Raw genomic sequence first — 13,002 nt, 5'->3', positions numbered from 1 at the left:
TTCGTTTCGTTTCCAGAAACATTTGCAAAAGCCCGCCGGAACCAGTGTTCCGGCGGGCTTTCTGTTCGCTGCAAGGTGCGAAGGGGTTTAGCCTTCGGTCTTGGCCTTCAGCGCTTCGCCCAGAATGTCGCCCAGCGACGCGCCGCTGTCGGACGAACCATATTGCGCCACAGCCTGCTTCTCTTCGGCGATCTGCATCGCCTTGATCGAGAAGGTCGGCTTCTTCGCACGGTCGAAACCAGTGATCATCGCGTCGAACTTCTGGCCGATCTGGAAGCGTTCCGAACGCTGCTCGTCGCGGTCACGGCCCAGGTCGCTGCGCTTGATGAAGCCGGTGGCGCCATCTTCGCCGGCCTGGACTTCCAGGCCGCCGTCGCGGACTTCAAGGACGGTCACGGTGACGATCGCGTTCTTGTTGAGGCCAGCGGCAGCGGCAGTGGTGCCGCCCGCAGCCGGGCCGCCACGCTCAAGCTGCTTCATGCCAAGGCTGATGCGCTCCTTCTCGACGTCGATGTCCAGAACGACAGCCTGCACGGCTTCGCCCTTGCGATGCAGCGCCAGCGCGTCCTCGCCGGAGATGCCCCAGGCGATGTCGGACATGTGGACCATGCCGTCGACGTCGCCGTCCAGGCCGATGAACAGGCCGAACTCGGTCGCATTCTTGACTTCGCCCTCGACGGTCGAACCGATCGGGTGACGCTCGGCAAAGCTATCCCACGGGTTCGACTGAGCCTGCTTGAGGCCCAGCGAGATGCGGCGCTTTTCAGGATCGACTTCCAGAACCAGAACTTCGACTTCCTGGCTGGTCGAAACGATCTTGCCGGGGTGGACGTTCTTCTTGGTCCAGGACATTTCGGACACATGGACCAGACCTTCGATGCCCGGCTCCAGCTCGACGAACGCACCATATTCGGTGATGTTCGTGACGCGGCCCGACAGCTTGGCGCCGATCGGATATTTGGCCGATGCGCCTTCCCAAGGATCGCTTTCCAGCTGCTTCATGCCAAGCGAGATGCGCTGCGTGTCGCGGTTGATGCGGATGATCTGGACGCGAACGGTGTCGCCGATGTTGATCATCTCATTGGGGTGGTTGATGCGCTTGTACGACAGGTCGGTGACGTGCAGCAGGCCATCGATGCCGCCCAGGTCAACGAACGCACCATAGTCGGTGATGTTCTTGACGACGCCTTCGATGATCTGGCCTTCGGCCAGCGTCTGGATGAGGCCGCTGCGCTGTTCGGCGCGGGTTTCTTCCAGAATGGCGCGACGCGACACGACGATGTTGCCGCGGCGGCGATCCATCTTCAGGATCTGGAAGGGCTGCGGAATGTCCATCAGCGGGGTGACGTCGCGAACCGGGCGGATGTCGACCTGGCTGCCGGGCAGGAAGGCCACGGCGCCGTCCAGATCGACGGTGAAGCCGCCCTTGACGCGACCGAAGATGACGCCTTCGACGCGCGCGCTCTCGGTGAACTCGGCTTCCAGCTTGTCCCAGGCGGCTTCGCGGCGGGCGCGGTCACGCGACAGCATCGCTTCGCCATGGGCGTTTTCGACGCGATCGACATAGACTTCGACTTCGTCGCCAACCTTGATGTCGGCCTTCTGGCCCGGCATCGCGAATTCGCGCAGCGGCACGCGGCCTTCGGACTTCAGACCTACGTCGATGACGGCCAGGTCGTTTTCGATGGCGGTAACGGTGCCCTTGACGACGCGGCCTTCAAAGCCGCCGTCCTCGCCACCGAGGGAATCATTGAGAAGCGCGGCAAAATCGTCGCGCGTGGGGAATGCCGTAGAGGCCATGGTCAGTCCTTCATACATCATTGCTGGCCAACCGGTTGTATCCGATGGTCTTTGGCCAAAACACGCGCAGGACCGAATATCCGGCGCGTATCCCGCCGGTCAGGGGCTTGGGAACGCGCGGCTGTGAAAAGCGAAAAGGGCGCGTGGTAAAACCGCGCGCCTTGACGGGTCAGCCCGCAGGGCGACCTTCAAGCTGGGCGTCCACAAGCGCAATGGCCCGCTGGACGGCCGCGTCTATAGTCAAATCGCTTGTATCTAGCAAGTCCGCACCGTCCGCGATTTTCAGGGGCGCGTGATCGCGGCTCATGTCGCGCGTATCGCGTGCCTGAATGTCGGCGATCAGGCTGTCCATATCGGGCTGTCCGCCCTGCGCCAGACTGTCCTTGTATCGGCGTTCGGCCCGCACATGGACGCTGGCGGTGACGAAGATCTTGGCGTCGGCGTCCGGCGCGATCACCGTGCCGATGTCGCGGCCGTCCAATATCGCGCCGCCTGGCTGGGTCGCAAAATCCCGCTGCCGGGCGATCAGCGCGTCCCGTACCGCCTGATGCACCGACACGCGCGAAGCAAGGCTGCCCACCGCTTCGCTCCGCAGCGCCGGATCGGCCAGTATCTCGTCGCCAAAATCGCAGGCGGCCAGCGCATCGGCCTTGATGTCCGGATCGCCACCGCGTTTCAGCACCGACAGGCCGACCGCGCGATACAGCAGCCCGGTGTCGAGGCAGGGCAGGCCATAATGACGCGCCAATGCGTTCGCGATCGTTCCCTTGCCCGACGCGGCGGGACCATCGACAGCTATGATCATCGGGCCTTGCCTTTGCGGATCGTGTTGGCAAGGCCGATCACCGCGATCGCCGCCCAGACAATTTCCAGCGCCATCGACGCCAGATTGAAATGGATGGTGAGCGACGCGATCAGCAGCAGCGATCCCACAAGGTTCAGCAGGTTGAACCACAGGAAGTTCAGTTCCCTCGCTATATTACTATAGGCATAGGCGACCACCATCAGCCCGCTGCCCAGCAATCCGACGATATTGGCCCAGTCCATCATCATGCCAGAGCGCCCAGTGTTCGCAGTAGCGGGACAAAGGTGGGGAAGCTGGTCGCCACCGGCGCCATATCGTCGATCATCACCCCGTCGCGCGACACCAGCCCGGCCACCGCAAAGCTCATGGCGATTCGATGGTCCAGCTTGGTTGCGATAGGCCCGCCGCCCGCCAATGGTGCGCCGCCGCTGCCCTCGATGATGATGCCGTCCTCCAGTTCCTCGACCGTTACGCCGATCGCGCGCAGCCCGGCCGCCATCGTTGCGATCCGGTCCGATTCCTTGACCCGCAATTCTTCCAGACCGCGAAAAACGCTGCGCCCCTGCGCCAGCGCGGCGGCGATGAAGGCGACGGGATATTCGTCGATCATGCTGGGCGCCCGCGCCGGGTCCGGCTCCACGCCCTTGAGCGCGGAGGCCGTGACCGCCAGATCGCCCACCGGCTCCCCGCCGACCTCGCGCGGATTGATGACCTCGATCGATCCGCCCATTTCCCGAAGCAGGTCGATCAGGCCCGCGCGCGTCTTGTTCAGACCGACATTGGCGATCGTCACCTGCGATCCGGGCACCAGCAGCGCTGCGACCATTGGGAAAGCGGCCGACGATGGATCGCCCGGCACGACGATCTGTTGCGGCTTCAGTTCCGCTTCGCCTACCAGTGTGATGATCCGCGTTCCATCTGCTTCGACTTCGACATCCAGTTCCGCGCCAAATCCACGGAGCATCCGCTCGCTATGGTCGCGCGTCGGAATCGGCTCGACCACGCGGGTGATGCCGGGCGTGTTGAGGCCTGCCAGCAATATCGCCGATTTGACCTGCGCCGACGCCACCGGCAACCGATAATCGAGCGGCACGGCGGGGCAGGCGCCACGCATCGTCAGCGGCAGACGGTCGCCCGGACTGGTGGTGAAGCTTGCCCCCATCCGCGCCAAAGGCTCGGTCACGCGCGCCATCGGTCGTTTGCTCAGGGAAGCGTCCCCTGTGAAAGTGGCGGTCAGGTCATGGCTCGCCAGCAATCCCATCAGCAACCGCGTCGATGTGCCGCTATTGCCCATGCCGAGCGCGGTCTCCGGCTGGAGCAGCCCGCCCACACCCACGCCATGGATATGCCAGATGCCGTCCGCGTCGCGCTCTATGTCCGCGCCCATCGCCCGCATTGCCGCGGCCGTTGCCAGCACATCCTCGCCTTCCAGCAGGCCTTCGACCCGGCTTTCGCCCACCGCCAGCGCCGACAGCATCAGCGACCGGTGGGAAATGCTCTTGTCCCCCGGCACGGCGACGCTGCCCGACAGGGCAGGGGCGGCGGTGAAAGTCATGGGGGTCGGCGATGAGGAAGTGGCAGTCACTGAAGCGTTCCGATCATGTCGGGGTCGAAAAAATGCGCCCGGCTTTTGACAGCGCCGTCCCGCTATGGCAAGGCGCGCGACGTTTCGCGGGCAACTTCACCGTTGCGCCGCGTAGTTGGTATTTGAGCATCAAATAAAGGATTAGGCCGGACATGGTGAAGGCTGAATGGGGCACGAAGCGGACCTGCCCGAAATGCGCCACGCGTTTCTATGACCTGGGCAATGACAGCCCGGTCGTCTGCATCAACTGCAACGCGGCCTGGGAACCGGAGCCGGTGCTGAAGTCGAAGCAGCCGCTCCCCTATGAGGAAGCGCCCAAGAAGGTTATCGAAACTGCAGACGGTGAGCTGGAAACGGCCGATGACGATCTGGACCTCGACATCGACGTCGATGATGACGGCGATTCGCCGGACAATGACGTCGATCTGGGCGGTGACGACGACCTGGGCGTCGATGCGGCCAGCGACGACGACGCGGACGATAATTAAGTCATTTTGTTCTTGCCAAGGATGGCGCTGCGACCTAATGGCAGCGCCTCCGAAGCGCCGGACCCAAACGGCGCTTTAGCGATGGAAATGGGGCCTTAGCTCAGCTGGGAGAGCGCCTGCATGGCATGCAGGAGGTCAGCGGTTCGATCCCGCTAGGCTCCACCAGTTTCGCCGATACAGAAGCCGTCCGGGGGATGGCTTCCGGCGAAACTCCCGAAGCGTAAGCGGAGGGGCGCGATCATATACCAACGGGTTCCGCAGCCTTGCTGCCGCACCGGATGGGGCCTTAGCTCAGCTGGGAGAGCGCCTGCATGGCATGCAGGAGGTCAGCGGTTCGATCCCGCTAGGCTCCACCAAAATCTTGCGTGCAATCGCGCACAATCCTAAATGGCTGCCAGATGCTGCGGTGCGATGAGCATCGCGCCAGAAGAGGTGCATCTATGCGGGACGATTTCGCTGCCTCGGTCGCGGCGCACGGTGATGACGATCGGATTCGGGCGATACTGGAAGAGGTCTGCCAGACGACCGGCATGGGTTTCGCTGCGGTCGCCAGGGTGACGGAAGATCGCTGGGTCGCGTGCCAGATCGTCGACCGGATCGAGTTCGGCCTTGATCCCGGCGGGGAACTGGAAATCAAAAAGACCCTGTGCGACGATATCCGCCGTTGCGGCGAAGGCATCTATATCGATCATGTCGCCATGGACCAGGACTGGCGCACGCATCATGTCCCCCTTTTTTACGGCTTTCAAAGCTATGTGTCGCTGCCTGTCATTCTGCTTGATGGCAGCTTCTACGGCACGCTGTGCGCCATTGATCCCAACCCCCGTTCGGTCAGCGCGCCAGCCATCGTCGCCGCCATGCAGGACTATGCCCGATCGATCGGTGCGATATTGTCGGCGAAATGATGCGGATGGCCAGCCGATGGCACCAGGACTTTGCCTGACTCGTTTGCGCCCAGCGGGGCCAAGATAGATTTCCGACCTTGATCGGCGCGGCCGCGACAGGCCTCTCCATGCATATGGCCTCATACCAAAGGTCGATTTGATCTGCGTCTAAATGCGCGTGCGCAGACCGGGTTAATTACGCTCTGTCATCGGCAATCGGATCGGGACCGAAAGTCCGCCTGCATCCGGCTTCAGCGTTTGTCGTCGATGATCAGAGGAGATTTGGCTCATGTTTCCATTTTCGCGCACCCTCACGGCTATGGTCTGCGCCCTCGCGCTTTCCGCCGCCCCCGCCCTGGCCGCCCCGCATGCCGATGCAGCACAGGCGCAGGCCATGCTCGAAAAAGCCGTGGCGACCATCAAGACGGCCGGCGCCGGGCCTGCCTTTGCTGCGTTCAATCAAAAGGACGGGGCATTCAACACCGGGGAACTCTATGTGTTCGTGTTTGATCTCAACGGGGTCTACGAAGCCTATGGCGCGCATCCCGGCCTGGTCGGCCGCGATGTCAGCGATCTGACCGATGCGGAAGGCAAACCGATCGTGCGCGACATGATAGAAATTGCCCGCACCAGCGGCCATGGAAAGATCAACTATGTCTGGCTCAACCGCGCTGACAATCGGGTTGAACGCAAGATGTCGCTGATCGAACTGGTCGACAATCATGTCGTGGGTGTCGGCTATTATCCCGAATAGGCCGGGACCGACCAGGGGCCATCGACGGCATGTACTGCCTCGATGGCCAGTCACGCCGGGTCAGGGGATGGACACGAAACTGTCCATCACGCGCTTGCGTCCGGCCGTTTCGAACTCGATTTCCAGCTTGTTGCCCTCAATCTCCGCCACCGTGCCATAACCGAATTTCTGGTGAAACACGCGCAGGCCCAGCGCCATGTCGCTGCGACCCTTGTTGCCGATCGACACGGCCGATGCGCGCGCCTCCACGATCCGCACCGGCTCGCGGCTGAACTGGCCGGATGATTGCGCCCGCTGCCACCCCGGGCCACGCCCTTCGCCGCGCCCGACATGGGCGAACGGATCGTCTCGTTCCGACCAGTTGGCGCGCCACAAGGACGCGCCACCGCTCATGCTGCTTTCCGCATCGACATGCTCTGGCGGCAATTCGCCGACGAAGCGCGACGGGATGCTGCTGGTCCATTGGCCATAGATGCGCCGATTCGCGGCGTGCAGGATCGTGCAGTGCTTGCGCGCCCGCGTGATCGCGACATAGGCCAGCCGTCGTTCCTCCTCCAGGCTGTTGAGGCCGCCTTCGTCCAGCGCCCGCTGCGACGGGAAAATCCCTTCCTCCCAACCCACCAGGAAGGTCGAATCAAACTCCAGCCCCTTGGCGGCATGGATCGTCATGATCGTGACCTTGCGCTCTTCCTGCTGCGCTTCATTGTCCATGACGAGGCTGACATGCTCCAGAAACGCGCCCAGCGTCTCATATTCCTCCATCGCCCGCGCCAATTCGCCCAGATTCTCCAGCCGCCCGGCGCTCTCGGTCGATCGCTCGGCCTGCAACATCGCGGTATAGCCGCTCTCGTCCAATATCTGCCGCGCCAGTTCGGCATGGGGCAGGGTGGCCGCCCGGTCGCGCCAGCGCGCCACATCGCCCACGAAAGCGCCCAGCGACCGGCGCGCCTGCGGCGTCAGTTCGTCCGTGTCGAGGATGCGCGCCGCCGCGTGGAGCAGCGGTATCCCCTCCGCCCGCGCCAGCCGGTGCAATTTCTCCACCGCCTTGTCGCCAAGGCCCCGCTTGGGCACATTGACGATCCGTTCGAACGCCAGATCGTCGGCGGGCTGGTTCACCAGCCGCAAATAGGCCAGCGCATCGCGGATTTCGGCCCGTTCATAGAAGCGGAAACCGCCGACAATACGGTACGGCATCCCGATCTGGATGAAGCGATCCTCAAACTCACGGGTCTGGTGCTGCGCCCGAACCAGTATCGCAACTTCGTCCAGCGACCCGCCATCGCGCTGGATCGCCTCAATCTCCTCGCCGACCCGCCGCGCTTCTTCCGGCCCGTCCCATATGCCGACGACGCGCACCTTCTCGCCCACGTCGATGTCGGTCCACAATGTCTTGCCCAGCCGATTGCCATTTTCGGCGATCACGCCCGATGCCGCGCCCAATATATGCGGGGTGGAACGATAATTCTGTTCCAGCCTTATGATCTTCGCGCCGGGAAAATCCTTCTCGAACCGCAGGATATTGGCGACTTCCGCCCCGCGCCAGGAATAGATGGACTGGTCGTCATCGCCCACGCAGCACAGATTCTTGCGCGTCTGCGCCAGCAGCCGCAGCCACAGATATTGGCTGGAGTTGGTGTCCTGATATTCGTCCACCATGATATATTTGAACCGCTGCCGATAGCTTTCCAGCACGTCGCGATGGCTTTTCAATATCGTCAGAACATGCAGCAGCAAGTCCCCGAAATCACAGGCATTAACCGCGCGCAACCGGGCCTGATAGGCGGCGTACAGCTTTTGGCCCTTGCCATTGGCATAGCCCTCGCTCTCGCCCGCGCTGATGTCGTCCGGGTTCCAGCCCTTATTCTTCCACTGGTCGATCAAGCCGCCCAATTGCCGCGCGGGCCAGCGCTTCTCGTCAATCCCTTCGGCCTGAATCAACTGTTTCATCAGCCGCAACTGGTCGTCCGTGTCCAGGATCGTGAAATTGGATTGCAGCCCGACCAGTTCGGCATGACGCCGCAGCATCTTGGCCGCGATCGCGTGAAACGTGCCCAGCCATGGCATCCCCTCGACCGCCGGACCGATCATCCGCCCCACCCGTTCGCGCATTTCCCGCGCCGCCTTGTTGGTGAAGGTGACGGACAGGATTTCGGACGGCCAGGCGCGCCGTGTCGCGACCAGATGGGCCAGACGTGCGGTCAGCGCAGCCGTCTTGCCCGTTCCGGCACCCGCCAGCACCAGCACCGGCCCTTCGGTCGTCAGCACCGCTTCGCGCTGCGGCGGGTTCAGGCCCTTGATATAGTCGGGGTCGGTGGAGGAGGGGGCGGGAAAGTTCATGGACAACAACTAGGGCTGGGCAGGGGCGGGGGCAAGGCATCAGCCTTGCAGTGACGCGCCTTCTATGAGAACAAAAGGGGAATTGTGCAAGGGAGGACGAATCATGGCGACGGGGAAATGTCAGTGCGGCGCTATCCGCTACGAAGTCAGCGGGGAGCCCGCGCATAGCGCCATCTGTCACTGTGCTGATTGCCGCGCCAGTTCCGGCGCGCCGATGGTCGGTTGGGCCTTGTTTCAGCAGGATGCGGTAAGCATTGAAGGCACGCCGGTCGCCTATCAATCCTCCGAGAACGCTACCCGTCATTTTTGCGGAACGTGCGGTACCGGGCTGTTCTACACCAATCCCGCCATCTTCCCCGGCGGCATCGATATTCAGACGGCGACGCTAGACGATCAGTCGGCCTTTCCGCCCCAGGCGCATATCCAGATGGCCGAAGCGCCGCCGTGGATGGCAACGGCTAACGAGCTGCCAAAATTCGATCGCTTTCCCGGCGAATAAGGCGGTTCGATACGGAGGGAAGGGCAGATGCCCCTCTCTTGGGCGCATTGGCCAGCAGACCACTCATGCTTCATCTCATGGCGCATCCGGCACGGCTCACCGCCACAGCCGGAACGGGCGCGTCACGACTCCGGTTCTTCGCTCACTCTTCCCCGCGTAATGGGGCCATGAGAAAAGAAGGAAAGGATATTTTCCGATGAAGTCGATCATGCTGGCCAGCGCCGCGATGCTCAGTTTTGCTGCCGTCACAGGCGTTGCCACCGCGCAGGAAACCCCGGCTCCGATGAGCCAGCCGCCCGCTGGCGACATGGCACCGCCTGCCGATCCTGCCGCCCCCGCCATGCCAGCAGACCCTGCCATGACGGCTCCTGCCGCACCCGGAACTGCTCCGGCAACCCCTGCTGATCCCAATGCAGGGATGCCGACCGGCGCTGTCCCGGCAGACCCCGGCATGGAACCGGCGCCTGCTGGCGTTCCCAATGACCCGGCTGCACCCGTCGGATCGGCTGCCAACCCGGTGACCGTAGGTGGCAACATGACCCCGCCCCCGGCGGAGGCGAAGGACTATCCGGTTTGTTCGAAAACTGTGCAGGATAGCTGCATCAATCCGAGCGAGGCGCGCAAGGCGCGTCGCCGCTGACCAATGCATCCGGGCCGGGCAGGGCAGCGATGATCGCTGCCAGTCCGGCCCGGTCGCGGGTCGCATCGCGCAGGCTGTGCCGGTCCAGCACGGCCAGAAACGCAGCGGCGGCCTGTGCCAATATGCCTGTCAGCCCGCAGGATGGGCTGATCGGGCAGGTCGCACAGTCGGCCATTCTCATGTCCGGCTCGCTATGCCGAACCACCGCGCCGATGCTGATCTCCTCCGGCGCGCGTGCGAGCGAAAAGCCACCGCCGCGCCCGCGCTGGGTCGCGATAAAGCCACCCTGCGCTAGGCCATGCACTACCTTCATCAAATGATTGCGCGACAGTCCATAGGCGTCGGCAATCTGCGCAATCGTCGCCCGCCCGTCTGGCGATGCTGCCAGATGAATGAGCACGCGCAGCGCATAATCGGTATGTCGGGTCAGTTGCATGGGTTCGTTCGTTAATCCTGCGACAGGCAGGTTAAAACATATATCCTGTTTACATCTTAAAAGATGCAAATTAAATACCGCTTATCGAGTCTGTCGAAAGGCGTTTATATGTCCAGCTCACTGTCGGCTTCCACCATCGCAATCGTCAAATCCACTGGTCCCGCCCTGCGCCAGCATGGCGTCGCCATCACGACGGCCATGTATGCCAGGCTCTTTCAGGACGAAGAGGTGAAGGCGATGTTCGATCAGGCTGCACAGGCAAGCGGCGAACAGCCCAGGCGTCTGGCTGCGGCGATCCTTGGCTACGCGGAGAATATCGACAAACTGGGTGCGCTCGACGGCGCGGTCGCCCGCATGGTCGCGCGCCATGTCGAAACCGGAGTCCGGCCGGAACATTATCCCAAGGTCGCCGCAGCCCTGCTGCCTGCCATCCGGGAGACATTGGGCGAAGAGGTCGCGACGGACGCAGTGCTGGACGCCTGGGCGGAGGCTTATGGCTTTCTCGCCGAGATCCTGATCGCCAAGGAGACGGCGGCTTACGAAGCCGCCTGATCCACTGCCCGCAATATGGTGATCCGCGCCTTGCCCGCGTCACGCACGGCGTCGATGGCAAAGCCCTTCACCTCGACATCCTCGCGCCGGTCGGTCTCGATGCTGATCCAGGTCGCAGGCCCGGTCCAGCCAAGCCGCCCCAGCTTGTCGAGCGCAACCTGTCCCGCCCCCGTGCCATAGGGCGGGTCCATGAAGATGAGGTCCAATGGCTTGGGCGCGGACCCCAAAGACAAGACGCTAGACGCCCTGATGTCGGGCCTGATGCCCAGCCTTTCGCCATTGGCGCGGATCGAATCGATCGCCAGCTTGTCCTGCTCGACGAACAGGCATGTCGCCGCGCCGCGCGACAGCGCCTCGAACCCCAGCGCTCCGGACCCGGCGAAAAAGTCGCCGACCGCCAGCCCCTCGAACGATCCGATCCGGCTGACGAGCATCGAAAACAGCGTCTCGCGGGTCCGGTCGGCGGTGGGTCGGGTCGCGTCACCCTTCGGCGCGGTCAGCGGGCGACCGCGCCATTGGCCGGATATGATCCTCATTTGCTGTCCTTCAGGCTGGCCTTGAACTGGACCAGGTCATGCTGGCGTATTTCCTGAACCGCGCCGGGCGGCAGGTCGCCCAGCAGGAAGGGGCCATAGCTGGTGCGGATCAGTCGGTTGACCTGCAACCCCAGATGTTCCAGCACCCGGCGGACTTCACGGTTCTTGCCCTCCGTCAGGGTCATTTCGATCCACTGGTTGCGTCCGGTGCGCCGTTCCAGATTGGCCTCGATCGGGCCGTAGCGAACGCCCTCAATCTCGATCCCGTCGAACAGATCCTCCAGTTGCTGCTGGCTCACCTCGCCAAACGCGCGCGCCCGGTAGGTGCGCGGCACCCCGGTGGAGGGCAGTTCCATCTGGCGCTTGAAGCCGCCATCTGTGGTCAGCAGCAACAGCCCTTCCGTGGTCATGTCCAGCCGGCCGATGGGCATCACCCGCGGCAGATCGGCGGGCAGCTTGTCATAGATGGTCGGTCGTCCGGCGGGGTCGCGCTCGGTCGTCAGGAAGCCGGTCGGCTTGTGAAACAGGAACAGCCGGGCAGGGGGCGGCGCGGCAATCGCCACGCCATCGACCGCCACGCCATGGAGCGACGCCAGCAGGGTCGCCGGCGTCTCGACCGCCACGCCATTCAGCGTCACGCGCCCTTCCTCGATCATCCGCTCGACCTCGCGCCGCGAAGCGACCCCTGCGCGCGCCAGCAGCTTGGCGATGCGCTGGGGTTCGCCCTTGCCATCGCTGGCCGCGGCGGCACGGGCGGGATGCGGATTGGCGGGCGTCTTGGCCCCGGCGCCCGGCTTCTTGAAACCGGGCTTGCGCCCCCAAGGCTTGGCGCTTGCGGCGGGTCCGGCGGTGCCGTCCCCCGGCTTGCCAGAGCGTGGCTTTCCATCGGCCTTGCGGCCCGGCGCGCCAGCGCCGGACGGGCGTTTGGGGCCGCCAGGGCCTGCCCTGCGGGGCGGTCCGGATTTTTTCGGCGGTTCCAAGGGCGGGTTCCTTTTCGTGGGCACTGGCCCTTCCCATATGGCGGGAAAGCCAGCAACGGGCTGAACGGTGCCGCCCCGGCGCTTGGGCGAGGGCGTTATTGCACTCGTCCGGCAACCCGGCGCGGTACGCGGCGTTTGATCGGTGGGCATGGCGCAAACAGGGCGGATCGGCAAATGTTTTTCGGGTTTGTGAAGGGCGAAGGCGCACGCACCGGACGGCGCAAGGCGATCCGCACCGTGCTGGTGGTGGAGGATGAACCCCTCGTCGCCTTCGACAATGAACATGCGCTCGAACAGGCGGGCTATCGCATCGCGGCGACGGTGGATGATTACGACCACGCGATCAGCGTCATCGACGGCGGCGGGCTCGATCTCGTGATCGCCGACGTTAGCCTCAAGGGCGACCGCAGCGGGATCGACGTCGCTCGCCACGCCGCGACGAAGGGGCTGCCGGTTCTCTTCGTCACCGGCGCCTGCCCGCTCGACGCCCGCGCGCTCGCGCTTGGATGTCTTGCCAAACCCTATGCCCCGCGCGATCTGGTGGCGGCGATCGGCGTGGTCGATGCCGTGCTGCGCGGCGCACGCCGTCCACGCTCGCCGATCGGCCTCACCCTGTTCGACACGTCCGATTGATCCGATAGCAGGCTTGCCAGCACCGCATCAGGCCATATGGTGGCGCGTAACAAAGGCTTGCGGGGGACGCGCA

15 protein-coding genes and 2 tRNA genes are annotated in these 13,002 nt (G+C 63.9%); 9 read left to right on the top strand and 8 right to left on the bottom strand.

Annotation, left to right across the window (positions count from 1 at the left end):
- Window positions 1-87: 87 nt before the first annotated feature.
- The 4 genes from rpsA to aroA all read right to left on the bottom strand — a co-directional run bounded on the left by rpsA (window position 88) and on the right by aroA (window position 4,160).
- A complete protein-coding gene (gene rpsA / locus FE851_RS07760; RefSeq protein WP_026002310.1) occupies window positions 88-1,800 on the bottom strand; it encodes a 30S ribosomal protein S1 in 1,713 nt (570 codons plus the stop codon).
- 169 nt (window positions 1,801-1,969) lie between these two features.
- On the bottom strand, window positions 1,970-2,605 hold the full coding sequence (gene cmk / locus FE851_RS07755) for a (d)CMP kinase (RefSeq protein WP_145201287.1): 636 nt from the start codon (window positions 2,603-2,605) through the stop codon (window positions 1,970-1,972).
- Window positions 2,602-2,853 carry a CBU_0592 family membrane protein gene (locus FE851_RS07750; RefSeq protein WP_145201284.1) on the bottom strand — a complete coding sequence of 84 codons (252 nt, stop codon included), beginning with the start codon at window positions 2,851-2,853 and terminating at the stop codon, window positions 2,602-2,604. The genes cmk and FE851_RS07750 overlap by 4 nt, the downstream gene beginning before the upstream one ends.
- Entirely contained in the window at window positions 2,850-4,160 is a 1,311-nt protein-coding gene (aroA, locus tag FE851_RS07745; RefSeq protein WP_186378772.1) for a 3-phosphoshikimate 1-carboxyvinyltransferase, read from the bottom strand. The genes FE851_RS07750 and aroA overlap by 4 nt, the downstream gene beginning before the upstream one ends.
- Window positions 4,161-4,342: 182 nt before the next feature.
- On the opposite strand from aroA, the gene FE851_RS07740 reads away from it, so the two are divergent.
- The 5 genes from FE851_RS07740 to FE851_RS07720 all read left to right on the top strand — a co-directional run bounded on the left by FE851_RS07740 (window position 4,343) and on the right by FE851_RS07720 (window position 6,316).
- Window positions 4,343-4,678, top strand: coding sequence for a TIGR02300 family protein (locus FE851_RS07740; RefSeq protein ID WP_017182690.1), 336 nt, complete (start codon window positions 4,343-4,345; stop codon window positions 4,676-4,678).
- A gap of 89 nt (window positions 4,679-4,767) precedes the next feature.
- A tRNA-Ala gene (locus FE851_RS07735) sits at window positions 4,768-4,843 on the top strand.
- 115 nt (window positions 4,844-4,958) lie between these two features.
- A tRNA-Ala gene (locus tag FE851_RS07730) sits at window positions 4,959-5,034 on the top strand.
- An 84-nt stretch (window positions 5,035-5,118) separates the two neighbouring features.
- A complete protein-coding gene (locus tag FE851_RS07725; RefSeq protein ID WP_017182689.1) occupies window positions 5,119-5,583 on the top strand; it encodes a GAF domain-containing protein in 465 nt (154 codons plus the stop codon).
- A gap of 268 nt (window positions 5,584-5,851) precedes the next feature.
- Window positions 5,852-6,316, top strand: coding sequence for a cache domain-containing protein (locus FE851_RS07720; RefSeq protein ID WP_017182688.1), 465 nt, complete (start codon window positions 5,852-5,854; stop codon window positions 6,314-6,316).
- Between the two features lie 60 nt (window positions 6,317-6,376).
- Here FE851_RS07720 and FE851_RS07715 read toward each other — a convergent pair whose 3' ends face one another.
- Window positions 6,377-8,653: an ATP-dependent helicase gene (locus FE851_RS07715; RefSeq protein ID WP_145201278.1), complete on the bottom strand. Its 2,277-nt coding sequence runs from the start codon at window positions 8,651-8,653 to the stop codon at window positions 6,377-6,379.
- A 103-nt stretch (window positions 8,654-8,756) separates the two neighbouring features.
- Here FE851_RS07715 and FE851_RS07710 point away from each other — a divergent pair, with 103 nt between their 5' ends.
- Both FE851_RS07710 and FE851_RS07705 read left to right on the top strand, forming a co-directional pair.
- Window positions 8,757-9,152, top strand: coding sequence for a GFA family protein (locus FE851_RS07710; RefSeq protein ID WP_145201275.1), 396 nt, complete (start codon window positions 8,757-8,759; stop codon window positions 9,150-9,152).
- A gap of 196 nt (window positions 9,153-9,348) precedes the next feature.
- Window positions 9,349-9,792: a Fe-S oxidoreductase gene (locus FE851_RS07705; protein ID WP_130753130.1), complete on the top strand. Its 444-nt coding sequence runs from the start codon at window positions 9,349-9,351 to the stop codon at window positions 9,790-9,792.
- On the opposite strand, the gene FE851_RS07700 is transcribed toward FE851_RS07705, so the two are convergent.
- On the bottom strand, window positions 9,755-10,228 hold the full coding sequence (locus FE851_RS07700; protein ID WP_145201272.1) for an RrF2 family transcriptional regulator: 474 nt from the start codon (window positions 10,226-10,228) through the stop codon (window positions 9,755-9,757). The genes FE851_RS07705 and FE851_RS07700 overlap by 38 nt on opposite strands.
- Window positions 10,229-10,336: 108 nt before the next feature.
- Here FE851_RS07700 and FE851_RS07695 point away from each other — a divergent pair, with 108 nt between their 5' ends.
- Window positions 10,337-10,780, top strand: a complete 444-nt coding sequence (locus FE851_RS07695) for a globin domain-containing protein (RefSeq protein ID WP_145201269.1) — start codon at window positions 10,337-10,339, stop codon at window positions 10,778-10,780.
- Here FE851_RS07695 and rsmD read toward each other — a convergent pair.
- Together rsmD and FE851_RS07685 are read right to left on the bottom strand one after the other, a co-directional pair.
- Window positions 10,765-11,316, bottom strand: a complete 552-nt coding sequence (gene rsmD, locus FE851_RS07690) for a 16S rRNA (guanine(966)-N(2))-methyltransferase RsmD (protein ID WP_019052016.1) — start codon at window positions 11,314-11,316, stop codon at window positions 10,765-10,767. The two genes, FE851_RS07695 and rsmD, sit on opposite strands and share 16 nt — an antisense overlap.
- Window positions 11,313-12,296 carry a pseudouridine synthase gene (locus FE851_RS07685; RefSeq protein WP_145201266.1) on the bottom strand — a complete coding sequence of 328 codons (984 nt, stop codon included), beginning with the start codon at window positions 12,294-12,296 and terminating at the stop codon, window positions 11,313-11,315. The genes rsmD and FE851_RS07685 overlap by 4 nt, the downstream gene beginning before the upstream one ends.
- Before the next feature lie 174 nt (window positions 12,297-12,470).
- On the opposite strand from FE851_RS07685, the gene FE851_RS07680 reads away from it, so the two are divergent.
- Window positions 12,471-12,929 (top strand): response regulator, encoded by a 459-nt coding sequence (locus FE851_RS07680; RefSeq protein ID WP_017182680.1) that lies wholly within the window; start codon window positions 12,471-12,473, stop codon window positions 12,927-12,929.
- Window positions 12,930-13,002: the final 73 nt, after the last annotated feature.

It is taken from the genome of Sphingobium sp. B2, assembly GCF_007693735.1.
GTDB lineage: Bacteria > Pseudomonadota > Alphaproteobacteria > Sphingomonadales > Sphingomonadaceae > Sphingobium > Sphingobium xenophagum.
Note: the sequence above shows the minus strand (reverse complement) of the source record. Positions and strands in the feature narration are given on the sequence as shown.

Bases quoted from the DNA above. Each gene is read 5' to 3' on its own strand.
- aroA (WP_186378772.1), bottom strand. From the start codon at position 4,160: ATGACTTTCACCGCCGCCCCTGCCCTGTCGGGCAGCGTCGCCGTGCCG.
- FE851_RS07725 (WP_017182689.1), top strand. From the start codon at position 5,119: ATGCGGGACGATTTCGCTGCCTCGGTCGCGGCGCACGGTGATGACGAT.
- FE851_RS07695 (WP_145201269.1), top strand. From the start codon at position 10,337: ATGTCCAGCTCACTGTCGGCTTCCACCATCGCAATCGTCAAATCCACT.
- cmk (WP_145201287.1), bottom strand. From the start codon at position 2,605: ATGATCATAGCTGTCGATGGTCCCGCCGCGTCGGGCAAGGGAACGATC.
- FE851_RS07720 (WP_017182688.1), top strand. From the start codon at position 5,852: ATGTTTCCATTTTCGCGCACCCTCACGGCTATGGTCTGCGCCCTCGCG.
- FE851_RS07710 (WP_145201275.1), top strand. From the start codon at position 8,757: ATGGCGACGGGGAAATGTCAGTGCGGCGCTATCCGCTACGAAGTCAGC.
- rsmD (WP_019052016.1), bottom strand. From the start codon at position 11,316: ATGAGGATCATATCCGGCCAATGGCGCGGTCGCCCGCTGACCGCGCCG.
- FE851_RS07740 (WP_017182690.1), top strand. From the start codon at position 4,343: ATGGTGAAGGCTGAATGGGGCACGAAGCGGACCTGCCCGAAATGCGCC.
- FE851_RS07750 (WP_145201284.1), bottom strand. From the start codon at position 2,853: ATGATGATGGACTGGGCCAATATCGTCGGATTGCTGGGCAGCGGGCTG.
- FE851_RS07705 (WP_130753130.1), top strand. From the start codon at position 9,349: ATGAAGTCGATCATGCTGGCCAGCGCCGCGATGCTCAGTTTTGCTGCC.
- FE851_RS07700 (WP_145201272.1), bottom strand. From the start codon at position 10,228: ATGCAACTGACCCGACATACCGATTATGCGCTGCGCGTGCTCATTCAT.
- FE851_RS07715 (WP_145201278.1), bottom strand. From the start codon at position 8,653: ATGAACTTTCCCGCCCCCTCCTCCACCGACCCCGACTATATCAAGGGC.
- rpsA (WP_026002310.1), bottom strand. From the start codon at position 1,800: ATGGCCTCTACGGCATTCCCCACGCGCGACGATTTTGCCGCGCTTCTC.
- FE851_RS07680 (WP_017182680.1), top strand. From the start codon at position 12,471: ATGTTTTTCGGGTTTGTGAAGGGCGAAGGCGCACGCACCGGACGGCGC.